23 protein-coding genes and 2 pseudogenes are annotated in these 21,554 nt (G+C 74.1%); 23 read left to right on the forward strand and 2 right to left on the reverse strand.

Annotated elements, in window-relative coordinates; all coding sequences use genetic code 11:
* Positions 1 to 49 precede the first annotated feature (49 nt).
* From KSP35_RS03225 to KSP35_RS03335, 23 genes and pseudogenes are all read left to right on the forward strand, one after another.
* Positions 50 to 1,387 (forward strand): replication-associated recombination protein A, encoded by a 1,338-nt coding sequence (locus KSP35_RS03225; RefSeq protein WP_216998882.1) that lies wholly within the window; start codon positions 50 to 52, stop codon positions 1,385 to 1,387.
* Complete coding sequence (locus KSP35_RS03230; protein WP_216998884.1) at positions 1,384 to 1,761, forward strand: hypothetical protein; 378 nt, start codon at positions 1,384 to 1,386, stop codon at positions 1,759 to 1,761. Before KSP35_RS03225 ends, KSP35_RS03230 begins: the two co-directional genes overlap by 4 nt.
* Positions 1,762 to 1,763: 2 nt before the next feature.
* Entirely contained in the window at positions 1,764 to 2,126 is a 363-nt protein-coding gene (locus KSP35_RS03235; protein WP_216998886.1) for a hypothetical protein, read from the forward strand.
* 11 nt (positions 2,127 to 2,137) lie between these two features.
* Entirely contained in the window at positions 2,138 to 2,380 is a 243-nt protein-coding gene (locus KSP35_RS03240) for a hypothetical protein (RefSeq protein ID WP_216998888.1), read from the forward strand.
* 112 nt (positions 2,381 to 2,492) lie between these two features.
* Complete coding sequence (gene alaS, locus KSP35_RS03245; RefSeq protein ID WP_216998890.1) at positions 2,493 to 5,093, forward strand: alanine--tRNA ligase; 2,601 nt, start codon at positions 2,493 to 2,495, stop codon at positions 5,091 to 5,093.
* A gap of 9 nt (positions 5,094 to 5,102) precedes the next feature.
* A complete protein-coding gene (gene ruvX, locus KSP35_RS03250) occupies positions 5,103 to 5,549 on the forward strand; it encodes a Holliday junction resolvase RuvX (RefSeq protein ID WP_216998892.1) in 447 nt (148 codons plus the stop codon).
* A gap of 483 nt (positions 5,550 to 6,032) precedes the next feature.
* Positions 6,033 to 6,437: pseudogene (locus KSP35_RS25505) on the forward strand (endolytic transglycosylase MltG); the annotation flags it as partial.
* 151 nt (positions 6,438 to 6,588) lie between these two features.
* Positions 6,589 to 6,963: an endolytic transglycosylase MltG gene (locus KSP35_RS03260; protein ID WP_216998894.1), complete on the forward strand. Its 375-nt coding sequence runs from the start codon at positions 6,589 to 6,591 to the stop codon at positions 6,961 to 6,963.
* A complete protein-coding gene (gene aroE / locus KSP35_RS03265) occupies positions 6,956 to 7,807 on the forward strand; it encodes a shikimate dehydrogenase (RefSeq protein WP_216998896.1) in 852 nt (283 codons plus the stop codon). The genes KSP35_RS03260 and aroE overlap by 8 nt, the downstream gene beginning before the upstream one ends.
* A 177-nt stretch (positions 7,808 to 7,984) precedes the next feature.
* Positions 7,985 to 9,067, forward strand: coding sequence for a DUF4388 domain-containing protein (locus KSP35_RS03270; RefSeq protein ID WP_216998898.1), 1,083 nt, complete (start codon positions 7,985 to 7,987; stop codon positions 9,065 to 9,067).
* A 61-nt stretch (positions 9,068 to 9,128) separates the two neighbouring features.
* A complete protein-coding gene (locus KSP35_RS03275) occupies positions 9,129 to 9,341 on the forward strand; it encodes a prepilin peptidase (RefSeq protein ID WP_216998900.1) in 213 nt (70 codons plus the stop codon).
* Complete coding sequence (locus KSP35_RS03280; protein ID WP_371748950.1) at positions 9,313 to 9,915, forward strand: A24 family peptidase; 603 nt, start codon at positions 9,313 to 9,315, stop codon at positions 9,913 to 9,915. Before KSP35_RS03275 ends, KSP35_RS03280 begins: the two co-directional genes overlap by 29 nt.
* Positions 9,916 to 9,989: 74 nt before the next feature.
* Positions 9,990 to 11,177 (forward strand): chorismate synthase, encoded by a 1,188-nt coding sequence (gene aroC, locus KSP35_RS03285; RefSeq protein WP_216998904.1) that lies wholly within the window; start codon positions 9,990 to 9,992, stop codon positions 11,175 to 11,177.
* Positions 11,170 to 11,778 (forward strand): shikimate kinase, encoded by a 609-nt coding sequence (locus KSP35_RS03290; RefSeq protein ID WP_216998906.1) that lies wholly within the window; start codon positions 11,170 to 11,172, stop codon positions 11,776 to 11,778. The genes aroC and KSP35_RS03290 overlap by 8 nt, the downstream gene beginning before the upstream one ends.
* Positions 11,775 to 12,775 (forward strand): annotated as a pseudogene (locus KSP35_RS03295) (3-dehydroquinate synthase). Before KSP35_RS03290 ends, KSP35_RS03295 begins: the two are co-directional and overlap by 4 nt.
* Positions 12,772 to 13,218, forward strand: coding sequence for a type II 3-dehydroquinate dehydratase (locus KSP35_RS03300; protein ID WP_216998908.1), 447 nt, complete (start codon positions 12,772 to 12,774; stop codon positions 13,216 to 13,218). The pseudogene KSP35_RS03295 and the gene KSP35_RS03300 overlap by 4 nt, the downstream one beginning before the upstream one ends.
* Before the next feature lie 52 nt (positions 13,219 to 13,270).
* Complete coding sequence (locus KSP35_RS03305; protein ID WP_216998910.1) at positions 13,271 to 14,401, forward strand: Xaa-Pro peptidase family protein; 1,131 nt, start codon at positions 13,271 to 13,273, stop codon at positions 14,399 to 14,401.
* Between the two features lie 28 nt (positions 14,402 to 14,429).
* Positions 14,430 to 14,990 carry an elongation factor P gene (efp, locus tag KSP35_RS03310; RefSeq protein WP_216998911.1) on the forward strand — a complete coding sequence of 187 codons (561 nt, stop codon included), beginning with the start codon at positions 14,430 to 14,432 and terminating at the stop codon, positions 14,988 to 14,990.
* A 49-nt stretch (positions 14,991 to 15,039) separates the two neighbouring features.
* Positions 15,040 to 15,573: a transcription antitermination factor NusB gene (nusB, locus tag KSP35_RS03315; RefSeq protein WP_216998913.1), complete on the forward strand. Its 534-nt coding sequence runs from the start codon at positions 15,040 to 15,042 to the stop codon at positions 15,571 to 15,573.
* A gap of 154 nt (positions 15,574 to 15,727) precedes the next feature.
* Positions 15,728 to 16,213, forward strand: a complete 486-nt coding sequence (locus tag KSP35_RS03320; protein ID WP_216998915.1) for a GNAT family N-acetyltransferase — start codon at positions 15,728 to 15,730, stop codon at positions 16,211 to 16,213.
* Positions 16,214 to 16,363: 150 nt separating this feature from the next.
* Complete coding sequence (gene pyrR, locus KSP35_RS03325; protein WP_216998917.1) at positions 16,364 to 16,864, forward strand: bifunctional pyr operon transcriptional regulator/uracil phosphoribosyltransferase PyrR; 501 nt, start codon at positions 16,364 to 16,366, stop codon at positions 16,862 to 16,864.
* A complete protein-coding gene (locus KSP35_RS03330; RefSeq protein WP_216998919.1) occupies positions 16,861 to 17,826 on the forward strand; it encodes an aspartate carbamoyltransferase catalytic subunit in 966 nt (321 codons plus the stop codon). The genes pyrR and KSP35_RS03330 overlap by 4 nt, the downstream gene beginning before the upstream one ends.
* Positions 17,819 to 19,102: a dihydroorotase gene (locus KSP35_RS03335; RefSeq protein ID WP_216998921.1), complete on the forward strand. Its 1,284-nt coding sequence runs from the start codon at positions 17,819 to 17,821 to the stop codon at positions 19,100 to 19,102. The genes KSP35_RS03330 and KSP35_RS03335 overlap by 8 nt, the downstream gene beginning before the upstream one ends.
* Before the next feature lie 77 nt (positions 19,103 to 19,179).
* Here the strand turns inward: KSP35_RS03335 and KSP35_RS03340 are convergent, their stop codons facing one another.
* Both KSP35_RS03340 and KSP35_RS03345 read right to left on the reverse strand, forming a co-directional pair.
* Positions 19,180 to 19,992, reverse strand: coding sequence for an SDR family oxidoreductase (locus tag KSP35_RS03340; protein WP_216998923.1), 813 nt, complete (start codon positions 19,990 to 19,992; stop codon positions 19,180 to 19,182).
* A gap of 262 nt (positions 19,993 to 20,254) precedes the next feature.
* Complete coding sequence (locus KSP35_RS03345) at positions 20,255 to 21,430, reverse strand: PLP-dependent aminotransferase family protein (protein ID WP_216998925.1); 1,176 nt, start codon at positions 21,428 to 21,430, stop codon at positions 20,255 to 20,257.
* Positions 21,431 to 21,554 lie beyond the last annotated feature (124 nt).

Consider the following 21,554-nt stretch of genomic DNA (forward strand, 5'->3'; position numbering starts at 1 on the left):
GACCCGGGCCCTGGGTAGCCTCGCCCGATGACCTCGCACCGGGCCGCTCGTGGCTGACGACCTGTTCGGGGCCGCCGCCGAGGACCGCCTGGCCCGGCGGGCACCGCTGGCGGACCGGCTGCGACCCCGCCGCCTGGACGACATCGTCGGCCAGGACCACCTGATCGGGCCCGGCCAGCCGCTCCGCGTGCTCATCGAGGCCGACAAGCTCTCGTCGGTGATCCTGTGGGGCCCGCCCGGGACCGGCAAGACCACCCTCGCCCGGGTGATCGCCGGCCACACCGCCAAGTCCTTCGAGACGCTCTCGGCGGTCACCGCCGGCGTGAAGGACGTGCGAGAGGTGGTGGCCCGGGCCGAGCACCGCCTGGGGGAGCGGGGCCAGGGGACGATCCTGTTCCTGGACGAGGTCCACCGCTTCAACAAGTCCCAGCAGGACGCGCTGCTGCCCTCGGTCGAGAGCGGGCTGCTCACCCTCATCGGCGCCACCACCGAGAACCCGTACTTCGAGGTCAACCCGCCGCTGCTCAGCCGGAGCACCCTGTTCCGCCTGCACGCCCTCGACGACGCAGCGGCGCGCTCGCTCATCGCCAAGGCGCTCGAGGCCGAGGGCGTCGGGGCCGACGAGGACGCGGTGGCCCACCTGGCGGCCCGGGCCAACGGCGACGGCCGCCACACCCTCACCAGCCTCGAGGTGGCGGTCGCGCTGGCCGCCCAGCGGGCCGAGGCCGACACCGCCGGCGCGCCCGCCGTGGTCAGCCTGGCCGATGCCGAGGCGGCGCTGGGCACCAAGGCCATGCGCTACGGCCGCGACGACCACTACGACGTGATCTCGGCGTTCATCAAGAGCATCCGGGGGTCCGACCCCGATGCCGGCCTCTACTGGCTGGCCACCATGCTCGAGGCGGGCGAGGACGCCCGCTTCATCGTGCGCCGCCTGATCATCCTGGCCAGCGAGGACATCGGCGAGGCCGACCCCACGTCGCTGCTGGTGGCGGTGGCGGCCGCTCAGGCCGTCGAGCACGTGGGCCTGCCCGAGGCCCAGCTCAACCTGTCCCAGGCCGTCATCCACCTGGCCACCGCCCCGAAGTCGAACCGGGCCACCACCGCCATCGGCCGGGCGGTGGCCGACGTGCGCGAGCGCCCGTCCTCGGGCGTGCCGGCCCATCTGCGCGACGGGCACTACCAGGGTGCCGCGAAGCTCGGGCACGGCACGGGCTACGAGTACCCTCATGACGACCCCCGCGGCTGGGTGGAGCAGGAGTACCGACCTCCGGAGGTCGCCCGCCGCCGGTACTACGAGCCCTCGCCCCACGGCCACGAACGGGAGATCACCGAGCGCATGGCCAGCCGCCGCCCACCCTCGAAGCCCCAGGACGGTCCCCGATGAGCGCGGCGGTGCTCGCCGAGCTCTCGGCCGGCGACCTCGCCGTCGTCGTCGTCACCGGGTGCTCCATCGTGGCCGTCGTGGCCGTGCTCTTCGCCCTCCAGCGGGTGCTGAGCACCCTGCGCCGGGTGCGGGCCACCCTCGACGGCATCAACGAGGTCGCCCTGCCGCTCATCGACGACCTGGCCGCGAGCGTGGCCGACGCCAACGAGGAGCTGGCCAAGGTGCAGCGCCTGGTGGGCAGCGCCGAGTCGATCTCCGCCACCGTCGACGCCACGTCGAAGCTGGCCTACCGGGCCCTGTCGGCACCGGTCATCAAGACGGTGGCCATGACCTCGGGCGCATCCCGCGCCGCCAAGCGACTGCGGAAGGAGTAGCCGTGTTCAAGCGGATCATCTGGATGGGCACGGGCATGGCGGTGGGCGCCGGAGGCGCGTTCTGGGCCAAGCGCAAGGTCGAGACCACCGTCGAGCGGTACCTCCCCGAGCAGGTGGCCGACCGTGCCGCGGCCACCGCTCGCGGCCTCGGCGTCACCGTCAAGGCGGCGGCGGTCGAGGGCCGGGAGGCCATGCGCCAGCGCGAGCAGGAGCTGCGCAGCCAGGTGGAGGCCCGCACCTTCGTCGGCGGCCGCGACGCGGCCCCCGCGCCGACCCCGCCTGCTGCCGGCCACGGTCGCCGAGCGGCTCGCGTGGCGACGCCCCGGCCGGCCACGCCCGGCTCGCGCCGCAAGCCCCGCCGCTGACCGCCGACGCCGTGCCCGGTCCGCCGCCCCGGCGGCGGGTGCCCACGTGGGAGGCCGCGCTCATGGCCCTCGCCTCGCTGGTGCTCGGCGCGGTGGCCGCCACCCTGCTGGTGGTCGGCCACCACCCCTGGGACGGCGACGTGATCGAGGTGTTCACGCCCTACCACGGCCTGCACCGGGGCGACGTCCTGGCGGTGCTGCCGGCGGTCGCGTCCCTGGTCCTGGCTGCCTGGTGCTGGCGCCGCCGGGGCTGACCGGGGGCCGGTACCGGCTCTCGGCCCCGGACCGGGCGCCGATAGGGTGGTCCGACCGCGCACGCAGGCGCGCCGCCCGCCCGGGGCCGCGCCCGACCACCGAGGAGGCGACGTGAAGGCACAGGAGCTCCGGCAGGCCTGGACCGAGTTCTGGGTCGCCCGCCAGCACACCGACGTGCCCTCGGCCGGCCTGATCCCGCACCACCCCTCGGCCCCGATGTTCACCAACTCGGGGATGATGCCGTTCGTCCCGTACTTCATCGGCGAGGAGAAGGTGCCGTGGGTCCCGCCCCGCGCCTCGTCCATCCAGCGCTGCGTGCGCGCCGGCGGCAAGCACAACGACCTCGACGAGATCGGCTGGTCCCCGCGCCACCTCAGCTTCTTCGAGATGCTGGGCAACTTCAGCTTCGGCGACTACTTCAAGCCGGATGCCATCCGCTGGGCCTGGGAGTTCTCCACCGAGGTGCTCGGCCTCGACGGCGACCGCATCTGGGTGACCTGCCACGTCGACGACGACGAGGCGGTCGAGCTCTGGGTCGACGAGGTCGGCTTCCCCATCGAGCGCATCCAGCGGCTCGACAAGGACAACTTCTGGGAGATGGGCGACACCGGCCCCTGCGGCCCGTCCTCGGAGCTGTTCTGGGACTTCGGCGCCGAGGTCGGCCCGGACGGCGGCCCCGCCAACCCGGCGGCCGAGCACCGCTACGTCGAGTTCTGGAACCTGGTCTTCCAGCAGTCCTTCCGCCTGCCGGACGGCTCGCTGCGGCCGCTCGAGAGCAAGAACATCGACACCGGCGGCGGCCTGGAGCGGATCCTCGGCGTCGTCGACGGCTCGCCCTCGGTCTTCACCACCGACGAGCTCGCCCAGCTGGTGGGGGAGGCGGAGTCGCTCACCGGGGTGCGCCTCGGGCGTGACGCCCAGTCCGACCGCACCCTGAAGCTCCTGGCCGACCACGCCCGCACCATGACCTTCCTCGTCAACGACGGCGTGATCCCGTCGAACGAGGACCGGGGCTACGTCCTGCGCCGCATCATCCGCCGGGCGGTCAGCTTCGCCTACCTGCTCGGCGTCGAGACGGCGGTGGCGCCGGCGCTGGCCCAGCGCACCATCGACCTCATGGCCGACGCCTACCCCGAGCTGCGCAGCAACGCGGAGACCGTGCTCGGCGTGCTCGGCCGCGAGGAGGACCAGTTCCGGCGCACCCTGCGCGGTGGCCTGAACATCCTCGACGGCGCCCTGGCCGACGTCGACGAGGGCGGCGAGCTGCCCGGCTCGGTCGCCTTCCTGCTCCACGACACCCACGGGTTCCCGCTCGAGGTGACCACCGAGATCACCGAGCAGCGGGGCTACGGGGTCGACCAGGCCGGGTTCGACGTCGACATGGCCGAGCAGCGCCGCCGGGCTCGCGAGGGCGGGAAGAAGGGCGCGGTCGCCGTGGGCGACGAGGCCGACGCCTTCGCCGCCGTCCTGGCCGCCCACGGCACCAGCGAGTTCGTGGGCCGCGAGGTCTTCGAGCTCGAGGCCACCGTCGTCGGCGTCGTGCCGGCGGCCGACGGCACCACCAGCGTGTTCCTGGATCGCACCCCCTTCTACGCCGAGTCCGGCGGGCAGGTGGGCGACACGGGCTACCTCACCGGGCCGGGCTTCGTGGGCGAGGTCACCGACACCACCTACGCCCTGCCGGGCCTGCACCGCCACGTGGTGCGGGTGACCGAGGGCGACGCGCCGTCGGTGGGCAGCACCGTCGACGCCGCCATCGACGTCGCCCGCCGCGACGCCATCCGGCGCAACCACACCGCCACCCACCTGCTCCACTGGGCGCTGCGCGAGGTGCTCGGCACCCACGTCAAGCAGCAGGGCTCCTACGTTGCCCCCGATCGCCTCCGCTTCGACTTCAGCCACTTCGAGGCCATCACCCCGGAGCAGGTCCGGGCCATCGAGGACCTCGTCAACCACGACGTGCTGGCCAACGAGCCGGTCCGCCACTTCGAGACCACCAAGGCCGCCGCGGTCGACCTGGGGGCCATCGCCTTCTTCGGCGAGAAGTACGGCGACGTCGTGCGGGTGCTGGAGGCGGGGCCGCACTCCACCGAGCTCTGCGGCGGCACCCACGTGCGCCGCACGGGCGACATCGGGCCCACCAAGGTGGTCTCCGAGGGGTCGATCGGCTCCAACCTGCGCCGGATCGAGGCCATCACCGGCTTCGGGCCCATCGAGCGCATCCGCACCGAGGAGGCCGAGCTGGCCGCCGCCGCAGCGGCCGTGGGCGTGCCCCGGCCCGAGCTGCTCGACGGCATCGACAAGCGCCTCGCCGAGCTGCGCGACCTGCGGGACGAGGTGAAGTCGCTGAAGGCCAAGCTGGCCACGGGCGGCGCGCCGGACCTGGCCGGCCAGGCGGTCGACGGCATCGTCGTGGCCCGGGTCGACGGCCTGTCCCGTGACGACCTCCGCAGCCTCGGCGTGGCCGTGCGCGACCAGCCCGACGTGCGGGCCGTCGTGCTCATCGGCGCACCCGAGGCCGGTGGCGTGGCGCTCGTGGCCGCCTCGTCCAAGGAGAGCGGCATCGACGCCGGGGGGCTCATCGCGGATGCCGCCCGAGCCGTCGGCGGCGGTGGCGGCAAGAACCCCGAGCTGGCGGTGGCCGGCGGCAAGGACGCCACGCGCATCGACGAGGCCCTCGACCTGGCCCGCACCGCGGCCGGGATCGCCTGAGCGTTGCGCGTGCTCGCCCTCGACCTCGGCGCGCGGCGGATCGGCGTCGCCGTCTCCGACAGCGACGGCCGCGTCGCCACCCCGATCGTGGTGGTCGAGCGGCACAAGGACCGGCCGCGGCTGCACCGGGAGCTGGCCGAGCTGGTGGCCGAGTGGGACGCCGAGCTGGTGGTCGTCGGGCTCCCGATCGACCTGGCGGGCGAGCTGGGACCGGCCGCCCAGGGCGTGCTCGCCGAGCGTGACGAGCTCGCCGCGGTGCTCGGGGTCCCGGTCGAGGTGCACGACGAGCGGATGACCACCCGGATCGCCGATCGTGCGCTCCGCGAGCGGGGCGACCTCGACGGCCGTGCCCGCCGCAAGGTGGTCGACATGATGGCGGCGGCCGTGATCCTGCAGGATTGGTTGGACCGAGGCGCTGCCGGCGAGGCGCCTCTCGAGGAGGAACCCACCCCGTGAACCCGTTCGCTCGAAGCTCCACCCCCGTCGAGCCCCCGGCCGTGGTCGCCCGATGAGCGACCAGCAGGGCGGCCCGCCGTTCGACGACGACATCTGGAGCACCGCCGACGAGCCCGTCGAGGAGGCCGCGCCCCCGCCGCCCGACCCGAGCCGGAGGCGCGCCCGCGGCGCGGCCCGGCCCGGCCGCCCCGCCGGGGTGCGCCGCGGTCGTCCGGTGGGGCGCGCGGCGATCGCCCCGGCGAGCCCGGCGCGGTGCCCACCGGTCCCAGCACGGGCCCGGTCCCGGTGGCCACGGCCATCGCCGGCCCGGTGGTCGACGACGACGACTACGTCGACCTGCCTCCCGAGGGCTCCATCCCCCGGTGGCTGGGCGTGGTGATCGTGCTGCTCCTGGTGGTCGGCGTGGTGGTGGGCGGCGGCGCCTGGTGGTACGGCCGCCAGGTCGACCCGCCCGGCGGGCCCGGGGCCAAGGTGTCCGTGGAGGTGCCCGAGGGCTCCTCCACCAGCGGGATCGCCTCGATCCTCGAGTCGAAGGGGGTCATCACCAACTCGATGATCTTCACCTTCTACGCGGGTCGCCACGACGCCGGTCCCTTCGAGGCGGGGGTCTACGACCTGCGCGAGAACTCCAGCTTCGACTCGGTGATCGCCTCGCTCGACAAGGGCCCGAGCTCGCGCCCGCGCTCCTCGTCGGGCGAGATCGCCAAGGTCACCATCCCCGAGGGCTACACGGTCGCCCAGATCCTCGAGCGCATCCACAGCAAGGTCCCGCGCCTCACCGTCGAGGACCTCCAGAAGGCGCTCGACGACCGCAAGGTGCCCTCCACGCTGCTGCCCGACGGCCAGACGTCCTACGAGGGCCTGCTGTTCCCAGCCACCTATGAGGTCGGCGGGAGCGACACCGCCGTCGAGGTGCTGACCAAGATGGCGAAGGAGATGGAGTCCCGGGCGGGCGCCCTCGGCATCGACGCCGCGCGCCCACATCAAGCGCCAGTGGGGCCTCGACCTGACCGCCTACGACATGATCAAGGTGGCGTCGATGATCCAGTACGAGGCCGCCATCCCGGCCGACGGCCCGAAGATCGGTGCCGTCACCTACAACCGCCTCAAAGCCAACATGCCGCTGCAGTACGACTCCACCTCGATCTACGAGGCGGGCCTCGACGGCCGGGGCCCGGACCAGGTCGACTACACCGCCGACACGCCCTACAACACCCGCGTGAACCCCGGCCTCCCGCCGACGCCGATCGCCGCACCGGGGGAGTACGCCCTCGAGGGGGCCATGGAGCCCGTCGACGAGCCGTGGCTCTACTTCGTGTTGACCGACACCAAGGAGGTGACCTTCACCGTGAGCTACCAGGAGTTCCTCGATGCCAAGGCCCTCTGCAAGTCCCGGGGCCTCGGCTGTGGCTGACGGCGGTCCGGTCTCGGTGCCGCTCACCGGCGCCACCCGGATCGCCGCGGTGATCGGCTCGCCGATCCACCACTCCCGGTCGCCCCTGCTGGCGAACGCCGCCTTCCGCGCCGCCGGGCTCGACTGGGCCTTGGCCGCCTTCGAGGTGGCCCCCGGCCGGGCGGGCGACGCCGTCGCAGCCGTCCGCGCCCTCGGGTTGGGGGGCCTCATGGTCACCATGCCCCACAAGGCCGACATCATCGCCTTCCTCGACCGGACCACCCCGGCGGCGGCCGCCCTCGGTGCGGTGAACTCGGTGGCCTGGGAGGGCACCGAGCTGGTGGGCGACAACACCGACGGCCCCGGTCTGGTCGCCTCGCTGCGCACCGACGAGGGCATCGACCCCACCGGTCGGCGCTGCCTGGTGCTCGGCGCCGGCGGAGCGGCCCGCTCGGTGGCGTGGGCCCTGGGTGACGCCGGTGCCGCCGAGGTGGTCGTGGTGAACCGCACCAAGGCGCGGGCCGCGGTGGCTGCTGCGCTCGCCGGTCCCTCCGCCCGGGTCGGTACCGAGGCCGACGTCGCCCGGGCCGAGATCGTCGTCAACGCGACGTCGGTGGGCATGGGCGCCGAAGTGGGCGCCGCCGGGCCGCTGCCGGTGCCGGGCGGAGCCCTCCACGACGGGCAGGTCGTGGTGGACCTCGTCTACCAACCGCTCGAGACCCCGTTGCTGCGGGCGGCGGCGGCGGCGGGCGCTCGCCCGGTCGACGGCCTCGGCATGCTCGTGCACCAGGCCGCGCTGTCCATCGAGCGCTGGACCGGGGTGGCCCCGGACGTCGCCGCCATGCAGGCCGCGGCGCGGCGCTGACGCAACGCCACCGAGCCGCACCGACGGGGGTCGTCCGGGGCCGGGGTGGCGAGATGTGGGCTTTGCCTTGATGGTCGGCCTCGGCGTGCCGATGGAGGACCACTTCGGACATCGACACCTCTCGAGGAGGTTCCCGTGGCCCTTCAGGGCGATCTCAGTTCCTTTGCGCTCCCGGACGTGCTCCGGCTCCTGGCCGGCACGGCCAAGACCGGCCGCCTGGTGGTGGACGGCGACCACGGCAGCGGCGAGGTGTGGCTCCGCGAGGGCAGCCTCGTCGGCGGCACCGTCAGCACCTCCCCGCACGCCGCCGACGCGGCGGACCTGGTCTTCGAGCTCCTGCGCTTCGACGGCGGGTCCTTCGCGTTCGACGACGGCGAGCAGCTCGTCGACGGCACCGAGCCGGCCGGCGTCGAAGCCGCCATCGCCGGTGCCGAGCAGCTCGTGGCCGACTGGGCCGAGGTCGAGCCCTTCGTGCCGTCGATGTGGTCGACGGTGACCCTGGCCCCCGAGATCGGCGCCGACGTCACCGTCAGCCCCAAGCAGTGGAAGCTGCTCGCCTCCCTGGGCACCGGCGCCACCGTCGGCCAGCTCGGCGACGCGATGGAGCTCACCGACCTGGCCGCCTCCCGCCGGGTCAAGGCCCTCGTCGAGCTGGGCCTGGTCGAGGTCGGCGAGGCCCAGGAGGCCCCTGCGGCCGACCCGGCCCCGGTCGAGGCCGCGAGCCCGGAGCCCGCCGGTGCCCCCGCGGAGGACGAAGGCCACCAGGCCCCGTCGGTCCACGACGCCTACGCACGGGACCTGGCGCTGCTCAGCGCCGAGGACGGCCCGGTCGTCCTGGAGTCCAGCGACGACGCCCTGCTGCCCGAGCCCCTCCCGGGCGAGGGCACCTCGTTCGTGGGCGACCTGGGGAGCCTGGGCACCGTCGACGGCCGCACCTTCGAGGCCATCGAGGCCGAGGCGGCAGCGGCCGCCCCGGCCCTCGGCGAGGCCGAGGTCCACGACGCCGGCTCCTGGTCGTCCTACGGGTCCTTCGGCGAGCCCGAGGCCGTCCCCGCCCCCGAGGCCGCCGGCTCCTGGGCCGACGCCGGTGCGGGCTGGTCCGAGCCCGCCCCGACGTGGGGCGAGCCCGCCGAGCAGGCCGAGGCACCCTTCGCCGCCGCCGACGCCGCCCCCGCCGAGGCCGACGCCTCCGGCGCCGAGGCGGCCGACGGCGACGACCGCGGCTCGCTGCTGAAGTTCCTCTCGTCCGTCAAGCCCTGACCCCGGGGGATCGGGCCGAGAGGCCCGATCCGCCGAGGTCGGGCCAGTAGGGTGCCCGCCGATGCCCACCCCACTGCTGCTGGTGCTGCTCGCCCTCTTCGGGCTGGTCATCGGCTCGTTCCTGAACGTGGTGATCGTCCGGGTCCCCTCCGACGAGTCGATCCTGCGGCCGCCGTCGAAGTGCCCGCAGTGCGAGGCGGCGATCGCCCCCCCGGGACAACATCCCGGTCCTGTCGTGGCTGCTGCTGCGGGGCCGGTGCCGGTCGTGCGGTGAACCGATCCCCGCCGGCTACCCGCTGGTGGAGCTGGGCAACGCCGTGCTCTGGGTCCTCGCCGGCCTGCGCTTCGGCGCCGACCCGGTGATCATCCCCTACCTCGTCTTCTTCTCGGTCCTGCTCGTGCTCTCGGTGATCGACCTCGAGCTCTACATCCTCCCGAACAAGATCACGTACCCGGCGATCGTGGTCTCGGCGCTGGCCGTGCCGGTGGCCGCCCTGGCGGTCGACAACCACGGTGGCGCCATGTGGGGCGCCCTCATCGGCGGCGTCGGCTACGCCGGGTTCCTCCTCGTCGTGCTGCTCGCCTACGAGCTGATCGTCCACAAGGACGGCATGGGCATGGGCGACATCAAGCTCGCCGTCATCCTGGGGATCTGGGTGGGCTTCCTGCAGCCGTTCCTGGTGCTCTTCGCCCTGATCGCCGCCAGCGTCATCGGCTTGGTGGTGGGGGCGGCGATCCTGGCCGTGCGGCGCTCGAGCCAGCCGTACCCCTTCGGTCCCTGGCTGGCGCTGGGCGCCGTCGTGGTGATCCTGTTCAGCCGCCAGATCCTCGACGTCTACGGCTTCTGAGGGCGGTCCCGACGGGGCCCGGACCACGTCGAAGGGGTTCGTCCGACCGTCGGGCCGACCGGTAGGTTTGCGCCGTGCTCCGCTACCTCACCGCCGGCGAATCCCACGGCCCGGCCCTCATCGTGATCGTCGAGGGCCTGCCCGCCGGGTTGGAGGTGTCGGCCGCCGACGTGTCCGCGGAGCTGGCCCGTCGGCGCCTCGGCTACGGCCGCGGCCCCCGGATGCGCTTCGAGCAGGACGTCGTGACCTTGGTGGGCGGCGTGCGCCACGGCCGCACCCTCGGCTCGCCGGTGGCCATCGAGATCGCCAACTCCGAGTGGACCCGCAACCCGGAGAAGTGGGGCACCGAGATGTCGCCGGAGGCGGCCGACGGCCCCACCAAGGCCCCGCTCAGCCAGATCCGGCCCGGCCACGCCGACCTGGCCGGCATGCAGAAGTACGGCTTCACCGACGCTCGTGACGTGCTGGAGCGGGCGTCGGCCCGCGAGACCGCGGCGCGCGTCGCCGCCGGCACGCTGGCCAAGAAGCTGCTGGCCACCCTCGGCGTGCAGATCGTCTCCCACGTCGTGCAGCTGGGCCCGGCCAAGGCCAGCGGCGGCGTGCGCCCGGGGCCGGACGACCTCGATCGGGTCGACGAGAACGAGGTCCGCTGCCTCGACCCCGAGGCGGCGCTCGCCATGGTCGAGCAGATCAAGGAGGCGGCCAAGGAGGGCGACTCGCTCGGCGGCGTGGTCGAGGCCATCGCCTACGGCGTTCCGGTCGGCCTCGGCAGCCACGTGCACTGGGACCGGAAGCTGGACGCGGCCCTGGCCCACGCCGTCATGAGCATCCAGGCCGTCAAGGGCGTCGAGGTGGGCGACGGGTTCGACGTGGCCGGCCGCCGCGGCAGCCTGGCCCACGACCCCGTCACCTGGTCCGCCGAGGGCGGCTACGAGCGCGGCTCGGCGCTGGCCGGCGGCGTCGAGGGCGGCATCTCCACCGGCGAGCCGGTGGTGGTCCGAGCGGCCATGAAGCCGCTGGCCACGCTCAACCGCCCCACGCTGGCCACCGTCGACACCGCCACCAAGGAGCCCGGCGTGTCGTTCAAGGAGCGCACCGACGTCACGGCCGTGCCGGCGTGCGGCGTGGTGACCGAGCACATGGTCGCCCTGGTCCTGGCCGACGAGGCCACCCGGAAGTTCGGCGGGGACTCCGTCGAGGAGCTCACCCGCAACCACCGGTCGTTCCTCGCCGCCCTCGCCGAGGGCCCCGTCGGTGCCTGAGCCCGCCGCCGGCACCCCGGCGCCCGGCCACGTCGTGCTCGTCGGGCTGATGGGGTCGGGCAAGACCACCGTCGGCAAGAAGGTGGCCAAGCTGGTCGGCCAGCGCTTCGTCGACGCCGACGTCGAGCTCGAGGCCCGCACCGGCCGCTCCGTCGCCGAGTGGTTCGCCGACGGCGAGGCGGCGTTCCGCACCGCCGAGGCCGACCTCCTGGCGGACCTGCTCGCCGGCGCCGAGCCGCTGGTCGTGGGGGCCGGCGGGGGCGTGGTGGTCCTCCCGGCCAACCGGGAGGCCCTTGCCGCACCCGGCTCCACGGTGGTCTACCTGCACGGCGAGCCGGCGTTCCTCGCCTCGCGCGCCCAGGCCAAGCCCCACCGCCCGCTGCTGGCCGACGCCGACCCGATCGAGGTCTTCGAGCGCCTCCACGCCGAGCGCGACCCCTGGTACCGCGAGGTGGCCGACGCCGTGGTGGAGGTGCGCCCGGCCCACGAGGCGGGGGAGAAGCCCAAGTGGCGGCTGGCCGAGCAGGTCGTCGAGGCGCTGCTGGCGCTGGGCGTGATCGACCCGTCCCAGGTCACCGACGTCGAGGCGGTCCGGTCGTGATCGAGCTCAGCGTCCCCCTCGGCGATCGCACGTACCCCGTCCTGGTCGGCGCCGGCGCCCGGCACCGCCTGCTCGAGGTGCTGCCCGTCGGCGTCGAGCGCGTGGCGGTGGTGACCCAGGCGTCGATCCCCGTCGACGTCGACCCCGGCGTCGAGCACCAGGTCTTCACCATGGCCGAGGGCGAGCACGGCAAGGACCTCGGCACCGTCGAGGACCTGTGCCGGGACTGGGCCCAGTGGGGCCTCACCCGCGGCGACTGCGTGGTGGCGGTGGGCGGCGGCGTGGTCACCGACACCGCCGGCTTCGCCGCCGCCGTCTACCACCGCGGCGTCCCCGTGGTGCACGTGTCCACCACCCTGCTCGGCCAGGTCGACGCCGCCATCGGCGGAAAGACCGGCGTCAACCTGCCCGAGGGCAAGAACCTGGTGGGCGCCTTCTGGCAGCCGGCCGCCGTGATCTGCGACACCGACGTGCTGGCCACCCTGCCGCCGCGGGAGTACCGCAACGGCCAGGGCGAGATGGCCAAGTACGCCTTCCTGGGCGTCGACCGGCTGACCGACCTGCCGCTCGACGAGGCCGTCGCCGCCTGCGTCGCCTGCAAGGCCGAGGTGGTGGCCTCCGACGAGCGCGAGGGCGGCCGGCGGGCCATCCTCAACTACGGCCACACCCTGGGCCACGCCCTGGAGACCGCCGGCTCCTACGACCTGCGCCACGGCGAGGGCGTGGCCATCGGGCTGGTCTACGCCGCCGAGCTGGCCCGGCGCCTCGGCCGCATCGGCGCGGGCGCGTGGCCGAGCACCGCAAGGTCGTCGGCGGCTACGACCTGCCCATGCACCTGCCGCCGGGCTCCGACCCGGACCAGCTGATCGCCCTCTTCGCCCGCGACAAGAAGGCCATCGGCGGCACCACCTTCGTGCTCGACGGCCCTCGCGGGGTCGAGCCGGTGAAGGTCACCGATCGCGCCCTGTTGCTCGACGCCCTCGAGGCCCTCCGATGAGCTCGGCCCCGATCGTGCTGCTGCTCTCGGGGCCGAACCTGAACCTGCTCGGCGAGCGCGAGCCGGACGTGTACGGCACCGCCACCCTGGCCGACCACGTGGCCACGGCCGAGGCGGCGGCGACGGGGCACGGGCTGGTGGTCGAGCACCTCCAGAGCAACCACGAGGGCGTGCTGATCGACGCCATCCACGCGGCTCGGGGCCGCTGCGCAGCCATCGTCGTCAACCCGGGGGCGTTCACCCACTACGCCTGGGCCATCCACGACGCCTTGGCCGCCTTCGACGGTCCGGTGGTCGAGCTGCACCTGTCGGACCCGAAGCAGCGCGAGCCCTGGCGCCACCTGTCGGTGGTCGAGCCCGTGGCGGCCCGCACCATCGCCGGCCACGGCGGCGACGGCTACCGGCTCGCCCTCGAGGCCGTCGCCGAGCTCCTCGCACCCTGAGCTCCGCGCCGGACGGCCGTAGGCTGGGCCCCACCCCGACCCGGAGAGCACCGTGCCCGACGCCCCCACCACCCCGGACCTGACCGCCCTCGCCGCCATGGACGTGGTCGGCCGGGCCACCCGGCTGCAGGCCGCCCTGGAGGGCGCCGAGGTCGGCGCGCTGCTCGTCACCAACCTCACCAACGTCCGGTACCTCACCGGCTTCACCGGCTCGGCGGCGCTGCTGCTGGTCTCGGCGGCCGGCCTGACCTTCGTGACCGACGGCCGCTACGGCCAGCAGGCCGAGGCCCAGCTGGCGGCGGCGGGGGTCACCGCCACCATCGAGGTCTCGGGCACCGGCCAGAAGGCGCTGGTCACCGGAGCCGTCGCCGCGGCCGGGATCCGGGCCCTCGGCCTGGAGGCCGACGCCGTCACCTGGGCCGCCCAGCGGACCTACGACGAGCACTGGTTCCCCGAGCTCGACCTCGTGCCCACCACCGGCCTGGTCGGCGGCCTGCGGCTCCACAAGGACGACGGCGAGGTCGAGCGGATCGCCGCGGCGTGCGCCATCGCGGATGTCGCCCTCGGCCAGGTCCGCCACCGGCTGGCCGAGGCGCCCACCGAGGTGGAGTTCGGGCTCGAGCTCGACACCGCCATGCGCCGCCTCGGCGCCGACGACGTGAGCTTCGAGACCATCGTCGCCTCGGGACCCAACGGCGCCAAGCCCCACCACCGGCCCGGGCACCGGTCCATCGCCGAGGGCGACCTGGTGGTCATCGACTTCGGCGCCCTGGTCGACGGCTACCACTCCGACATGACCCGCACCGTCATGGTGGGGGAGCCGTCGCCCACCCAGGCCCGCATGTACGACGTCGTGGCCGAGGCCCAGGCGGCCGGCGTGGCCGCGGTGGCCGACGGCGTCCCGGCCAAGGCCGTCGACGACGCCTGCCGCGCCGTCATCGACGGCGCGGGCTGGCTCGACGCCTTCCTGCACGGCACCGGCCACGGCGTGGGGCTCGACATCCACGAGGACCCCAGGGTCGGGCAGACCTCCACTGCTACGCTGTCGAGCCGCTGCGTGGTCACCGTCGAACCGGGCGTGTACCTCCCCGAGCACGGTGGTGTCCGCATCGAGGACACCGTGGTCGTCACCCCCGACGGCTGTCGACCCGTCACCCTCACCCACAAGGCCCCCGCGGTCTGACCGATCTGCCCTGCACCGAAGGAACCCCATGGCCATCACCACGAACGACCTCAAGAACGGCATGAGCCTCAACCTCTCCGAGGGGCTCTACCAGGTGGTCGAGTTCCAGCACGTGAAGCCGGGCAAGGGCGGTGCCTTCGTCCGCACCACGCTGCGCAACGTCCGCACGGGCAACCAGCTGGAGAAGACCTTCCGCGCCGGCGAGAAGGTCGAGCAGGCGATGATCGACAAGCGCGAGATGCAGTACCTGTACCACGACGGCACCGACTACGTGTTCATGGACAACCAGTCCTACGACCAGCTCAACGTGCCGCCGGCGTCGCTCGGCTCCGCGGTCGACTACCTGCGCGAGACCGACACCGCGGTGCTGCAGATGTACGGCGACGAGATCGTCGGCGTCGACCTGCCCGCCAACGTCGAGCTGCTGGTCACCGAGACCGAGCCCGGCGTCCAGGGTGATCGCGTGTCCGGCGCCCGCAAGCCCGCCACCCTCGAGACCGGCAAGGTGCTGCAGGTCCCCCTGTTCGTCAACATCGGCGACAAGCTCCGGGTCGACACCCGCACCGGCGACTACATCACCCGGGCCTAGCGCCCACCCCGTCGCCCCCTCGCCGCCCACCGCAGAACTGGCTCCTCCCGTGACCGATCCCCGCGACACCTATCCCGCCGAGCTCGCGCTGGCCGAAGACGACGTCGTCGAGGCCGTCGAGGTGGTCGGCGAGCCCGAGGAGGAGGACGAGGCGCCCGAGGCGCCGCGCGTCTCGGGCTTCGACGGGATCGGCACCCGCCGCGAGTCCCGGGAGCGGGCCCTCGCCCTGCTCTACGAGGCCGAGCAGAAGGGCATCAGCCCGCTGAGCGACATCATCGACACCTTGCCCCTGCCCCCGGAGGCCTTCGCCGGCGAACTGGTGGTGGGCGTGAGCGACCACCTGGCCGAGGTCGACGACCTCCTCCGCGAGTACTCCGTGGGCTGGTCGCTCGAGCGCATGCCGTCCATCGACCGGGCCCTGCTGCGCCTCGGCACCTACGAGCTCGTGCACACCGACGTGCCCGTCGGGGCGTGCATCTCCGAGGCCGTCGAGCTGGCCAAGCGCTACTCCACCGACGACTCGCACAAGTTCATCAACGGCATGCTGGCCCGGGTGGCCCGCGAGGTCCGGCCTCCCGCCTGAGCCGGCGCGCCACGCCGCTGGCCGGCGTCGACGGCACCGCGTCGGGGCGGCCAGACTGTCGAGCATCGACGCCACCGATCCCGCCGCACCACCGCCGCCGCCGGTCCAGCCCCTGGTGCTGCCGTGGCCCCCGCTGCGCCGCAACGAGCCGAGCGTGGCCCTGCGCCCGTGGGGTGCCCAGGCCTCCGACGCCGCCACCCTGGCCGCCGCGTGGAGCGAGCCCGACATCGCCCGGTGGACCGCGGTGCCCGACGCCCACGACGAGGCCGCCGCCGCCCGGTGGGTGGCCGGCGAGGGCGCCCGGCGGGACCAGGGCGTGGCGCTGGACCTGGCCATCACCGAGTCGGGGGTGCCCGAGGTGGTGCTGGGCGAGATCGGCCTGGCGCTGGTGGAGGCCGATCGCCGCTGGGCCGAGGTGGGCTACTGGCTGTTCCCCGCCGAGCGGGGCCGGGGCCGCGCCTCGGTGGCGTTGGAGGTCTTCACCGACTGGGTGTTGCGGGACCTGCCGATCAACCGGCTCTTCGCCCGCACCCACGTCGACAACCCCGCCTCGGCGGCCGTCGCCCGGCGGGCCGGCTACGAGCTGGCGGGGGAGCTGCCCGACGGCGCGCAGGTCTGGGTGGCCGACCGGGAGGGCTGACGGCCTCGCGTCGGCCCTGCTACCTTCGGGGCCTGACCGTTAACCGGGTCCCGTGAGGCCCAACGGACAGGAAGCGAGCCGCAGTGGCCGAACGAGAACGACGCCAAGCGCCCCCGTACGGGGGGCGTCTTCGCGCCCCGGACCCGCGTCATGGACAGCGCCGACGTGCAGCGGGCGGTCTGGCGCATGGCCCACGAGATCATCGAGGCCAACAGCGGCACCGAGTCGGTGGTGCTGGTGGGCCTCCAGACCGGCGGCCTGCCGGTGTCGGAGGCGGTGGCCGACGCCCTGACCTCGATCACCGGCCACGAGACCGAGGTCGGCAGCCTCGACGTCGCCTTCTACCGGGACGACATCGGCCTGCGCCCGGTGCTGCCCGAGGCGGTCACCCACATCCCGTGGAACCTCGACGGCCGCACCGTGGTGCTCTGCGACGACGTGCTCTTCACCGGGCGCACCATCCGTGCCGCCCTGAACGCCTTGTCCGACTACGGGCGCCCACGAGCGGTGCAGCTCCTCGTGATGGTCGACCGCGGCCACCGCGAGCTGCCCATCCGCCCGGACTACGTGGGCAAGAACCTGCCCACCCGGCGAGACGAGGTGGTCGACGTCCACGCCGACGGCGTCGACCTCGGGGAGATGCTGCGGTGAAGCACCTGCTCGGGATCGAAGACCTGGGCGGGGCAGAGGGCATCGACGAGGTCATGCGGCTGACGGACTCCTTCGTGGAGGTGTCGGGCCGCAACATCCCGCGGGTCCCGGCCCTGCGGGGCAAGACCGTCGCCTGGCTGTTCTACGAGGACTCCACCCGCACCCGGCTCTCGTTCGAGACCGCCGCCAAGCGGCTCACCGCCGACACCATGAACTTCTCGGTGAGCTCGTCCTCGGTCAAGAAGGGCGAGTCGCTCCGCGACACCGCCCGCACCATCGAGGCCATGGGCATCGACGCCATCGTCGTGCGCCACGCGTCGGCCGGCGCCCCGCACCGCATCTCGCGCTGGGTCGACGCCGCCGTCATCAACGCCGGCGATGGCTGGCACCAGCACCCCACCCAAGCCCTGCTCGACACGTACTCGCTGCGCCAGCGGTGGGGGAGCCTCGACGGCCGCCACATCGCCATCGTCGGCGACATCAAGCACAGCCGGGTGGCCCGCTCCGACGTGTGGGCCTTCACCGCCATGGGCGCCGAGGTGACCCTGGTCGCGCCGCCCACGCTGCTGCCGCCCAGCCTCGAGGGGTGGCCGGTCAAGGTCAGCCACGACCTCGACGCCGTGCTGCCCACCGTCGACGCCATCTACCTCCTGCGCATGCAGCGCGAGCGCATGACCGAGGCGCTGCTGCCGTCGCTGCGGGAGTACACCGCCTGCTTCGGGCTCACCGCCCGGCGGGTCGACGCGCTGCGCGACGACGCCCTGGTGCTGCACCCCGGGCCCATGAACCGCGGGGTCGAGATCGCCGCCGAGGTGGCCGACCTGCCCCGATCCCTGATCCTGGACCAGGTCCGCAACGGCGTGGCCGTGCGGATGGCCGTCCTCTACCTGCTCCTCGGCGCCGGCTCCGACCTCGTGGCTGCGCCGGCGCCCGAACCCCTCGAAGGAACCCCCCGTGGCTGACGCCGGATCGCTGGTCATCAAGGGCGGGCAGGTGGTCGACGCCACCGGCGAGCGCACCGCCGACGTCGTGGTCGTCGACGGTCGGATCACCGCGGTCGGCACCGGGCTCAGCGCCGACCGCACCCTCGACGCCACCGGCTGCATCGTGGCCCCTGGCCTCGTCGACATCCACAGCCACCTCCGCGAACCCGGCAAGGAGGAGGCCGAGACCGTCGAGACCGGCGCTCGGGGTGCCGCGCTGGGCGGCTACACCGCCATCCTCGCCATGCCCAACACCACGCCAGCGATCGACAGCGCGGCCGTGGTCCAGCAGGTGCTGGAGCTGGGTCGGCCCGCCCCGTGCGACGTGTTCAGCTCCGGCGCGATCACCGTGGGCCGCGGTGGCGAGCAGCTGGCGCCGATGGCCGAGATGGCCGCCCTCGGCGTGCGGATCTTCACCGACGACGGCGCCGGCGTGCAGGACAACGGCCTCATGCGCCGGGCCATGGAGTACGCCAGCGGGCTCGGCGTGACCTTGGCCCAGCACTGCGAGGACGACGCCCTCTGCGGCGGCGGCCACATGCACGAGGGCGAGTGGTCGGCACGGCTGGGCATCCCCGGCCAGCCTGCGGAGGCCGAGGAGCTGATGGTGATGCGCGACATCGCCCTGGCCCGCCTCACCGGCTGCCGCATCCACTTCCAGCACCTCAGCACCGCCGGCTCGGTGGCCATGGTCCGCGCCGCGATCGCCTCGGGCCTGCCGGTCACCGCCGAGGCCACGCCGCACCACTTCACGCTCACCCACGCCGAGTGCCAGGGCTACGACCCCGTGTTCAAGGTCAACCCGCCACTGCGCACCGCCGCCGACGTCGACGCCGTGAAGGGCGCGCTGGCCGACGGCACCATCGGGATCATCGCCACCGACCACGCGCCGCACGCCCCCGAGACCAAGGAGCTGCCCTTCGACCAGGCGCCGCCCGGGATGCTCGGCCTCGAGACGGCCCTGGCCCTGGCCCTCACCGAGCTGGACCTCCCGGTGCAGCAGGTCCTCGCCGCCCTCTCCTGGAACCCGGCCGCCGCCATCGGCGTCGGCGACCTCCACGGCCTGCCCGTCGAGGCCGGCAACCCCGCCAACCTGTGCGTGATCGACCCGGAGGCCACCTGGACGGTGCGGGGCTCGGCCATGGCCAGCCGCAGCACCAACACCCCCTTCGAGGGCCGGGAGCTGCGCGGCAAGGTCCGCCACACCGTCCTGCACGGCGAGCCCGTCGTCGTCGCCGGCGAGCCCCAGCGCTGACCGATCCGAGTCGGCGTCCGGGGGGCGCGGGTGCGTCACCGGTGGGACGTGGGCGCTCCCGAGCCCGGTGGCGAGGGTCAGTCCTTGAGGCCGGGGTGGCGGCTGGCGAGGAGCGGGACCAACAGGGCCTTCGGCGTGAGGTGGGCGAACATGGCCGCAGCGCGGTTGGCCGGGCCGGGGATGGCCACCGGCTTGCCCTTGTCGAGCGCCGTCACGCCGACCTTGGCCACGGCCTCGGCCGACTCCCACATGAACGCCGGCAGCGCGGCCTCGGCGTCCTCCTTGGCGAAGCCGGCGGCCTCGCCGAAGCCGGTGTCGACCGGGCCGGGGCAGAGCGCGGTGGCCGCCACGCCGGTGCCCCGCAGCTCGCCGCCGAGCGAGCGGGTGTAGGAGAGGACGAACGCCTTGCAGCCGCCGTAGCCGGCCTGGCCGGGCAGCGGCTGGAACGCCGCGGTGGACGCCACGTTCAGGATGCCGCCCCGGCCCCGGGCCACCATGCCGGGCAGGAAGCGGCTGCACAGGTCGGCCACCGCCACCACGTCGACCTCGATCATCGCCATCTCGGCGGCCGGGTCGGCCTGGGCGATGGGCCCGAGGGTGGACAGCCCGGCGTTGTTCACCAGGATGTCGGGCTCGAGGCCCAGCTCGGTGACCCGGTCGAGCAGACCGGCCCGGGCGTCGCGGTCGGCGAGGTCGGTGGCGAGCACCTCGGCCCGCACCCCGGAGCCCCGCAGCTCCGCCGCGAGGTCGGCCAGCTTGTCGGCCCGGCGGGCCACCAGGGTGACCCCGTGGCCCCGGCGCACCAGCTCGCGGGCGATCTCGGCGCCGATGCCGGAGGACGCCCCGGTGACGACGGCGGTGCGGTCAGGGGCAGGCGTGGGCAGCGTCATGGCCGCCGAGCGTAGGCGGGCCGACGCGATCGACGGACGAGACGGTTCTGTCGGGGAACGGTGTTGCGTGGCGACCTGTCTCCCGACAGAACGGGGGGCCGGACGGTTCTGTCGGGAAACGGCCCGGACGGTTCTGTCGGGGGATCGTGTCGTGTGGCGACCAGCTTCCCTGACAGAACGGGTTGGGGGGACGGCCCGGACGGTTCTGTCGGGAAATCGTGCCGTGGGGCGACCTGTTCTCCCGACAGAACGGTGACGCGGCTCAGGCGGTGACGACGGCGTGGAGGCGGCGGACGGCCTCGTGGAGCTCGTCGACGCTGGCGGTGGCGAAGCTGAGGCGCATCGCCGAGTGGTCCGGGGCGTCGACGCCGAACGCCGAGCCGGGGACGTAGGCCACGCCCGCGGCCACGGCGTCGAGGAGGCGGGCGGTGGCGTCGAAGCCCTCGAAGCGCGTCCAGACGAACATCCCCCCGCCGGGCACGGTGAACGGCGCGGCGTCGCCGAAGGTCTGGTGGAGGGCGTCGACGAGGCCGTCGCGGCGCTCGCGGTAGAGGGCGCGCGAGCGGTCGAGGTGCGCCGCCCGCCAGGCCGGGTCCTGGGCGAGGGCGGTGACCACGCCCTGGCTCAGCGAGCTGGTGTGCAGGTCGGAGGACTGCTTGGCCACGATGACCGCGTCGAGCAGCCAGCGGGGTCCGGCCATCCAGCCCAGGCGGAGGCCCGGCGCGACGGTCTTGGACACCGAGCGCAGGCGCACGACGTGCTCGCTGCCGGGGCCCACCGGCCCGGGCGGGGGCGCGTCGAACCACAGCTCGCCGTAGGGGTCGTCCTCGACGACGACGAAGCCGTAGCGCTCGGCCAGCTCGGCCAGGTGCACCCGGCGCTCGGTGGAGAGCGTGGCCCCGGTGGGGTTGTGGAAGTTGGTGACGACGTAGGCCAGCTTGGGGCGCAGCCCAGCGGCGAGCCGTTCGGCCAGCACGTCGGTGCGGAGCCCGTCGCCGTCGACGGGGATGGCGGTGAGCTGGGCGCCGTGGCTGCGCAGGGCCTGCAGCGAGCCGAGGTAGTCGGGGTCGCCCACCACCACGGGGTCGCCGTCGTCGACGAGCACCCGGCTGACCAGGTCGAGGCCCTGCTGCGAGCCGGTGGTGACCACCAGGTCCTCCGGCTCGACCTGGGCGTCGGTCCACCCGGCGAGCGCGGCGCGGCATGCCGGGTCACCGTCGGTGCGGCCGTACTGCACGGCGTCGGTCCCGCCCTCGAGCGCAGCCAGCGCAGCGGCGCGCAGCTCGGCCATGGGGAACGACGACGGCGCCGGGATCCCGCCGGCCAGGGAGATCACGCCGGGGGCGCTGGCGTGCACGAGGATGTCGCGGATGGTGGACGAGGTGGCGCCCTGGGCACGACGGGACAGCAGGAGGGCGGGGTCGGCGGTTCCGGTCACCGGCCGACGGTAGCAACGCCCGAGCCGCTCGCCGGGGCTCCGTTTCGCCTCGACCGGCCCGCTCGAGGGCACCGCCGCCTGGTCCGGGGCCCTGGACCCTCGAAGGCTTGGGGGAGCGGGCCGG

Origin of the sequence: Aquihabitans sp. G128 (genome assembly GCF_019048865.1) — a bacterium.
Taxonomy (GTDB): Bacteria; Actinomycetota; Acidimicrobiia; order Acidimicrobiales; family Iamiaceae; genus Aquihabitans.

Bases quoted from the DNA above. Each gene is read 5' to 3' on its own strand.
- KSP35_RS03260 (WP_216998894.1), top strand. From the start codon at position 6,589: ATGATCCAGTACGAGGCCGCCATCCCGGCCGACGGCCCGAAGATCGGT.
- pyrR (WP_216998917.1), top strand. From the start codon at position 16,364: ATGGACAGCGCCGACGTGCAGCGGGCGGTCTGGCGCATGGCCCACGAG.
- KSP35_RS03230 (WP_216998884.1), top strand. From the start codon at position 1,384: ATGAGCGCGGCGGTGCTCGCCGAGCTCTCGGCCGGCGACCTCGCCGTC.
- KSP35_RS03340 (WP_216998923.1), bottom strand. From the start codon at position 19,992: ATGACGCTGCCCACGCCTGCCCCTGACCGCACCGCCGTCGTCACCGGG.
- KSP35_RS03275 (WP_216998900.1), top strand. From the start codon at position 9,129: ATGCCCACCCCACTGCTGCTGGTGCTGCTCGCCCTCTTCGGGCTGGTC.
- KSP35_RS03300 (WP_216998908.1), top strand. From the start codon at position 12,772: ATGAGCTCGGCCCCGATCGTGCTGCTGCTCTCGGGGCCGAACCTGAAC.
- efp (WP_216998911.1), top strand. From the start codon at position 14,430: ATGGCCATCACCACGAACGACCTCAAGAACGGCATGAGCCTCAACCTC.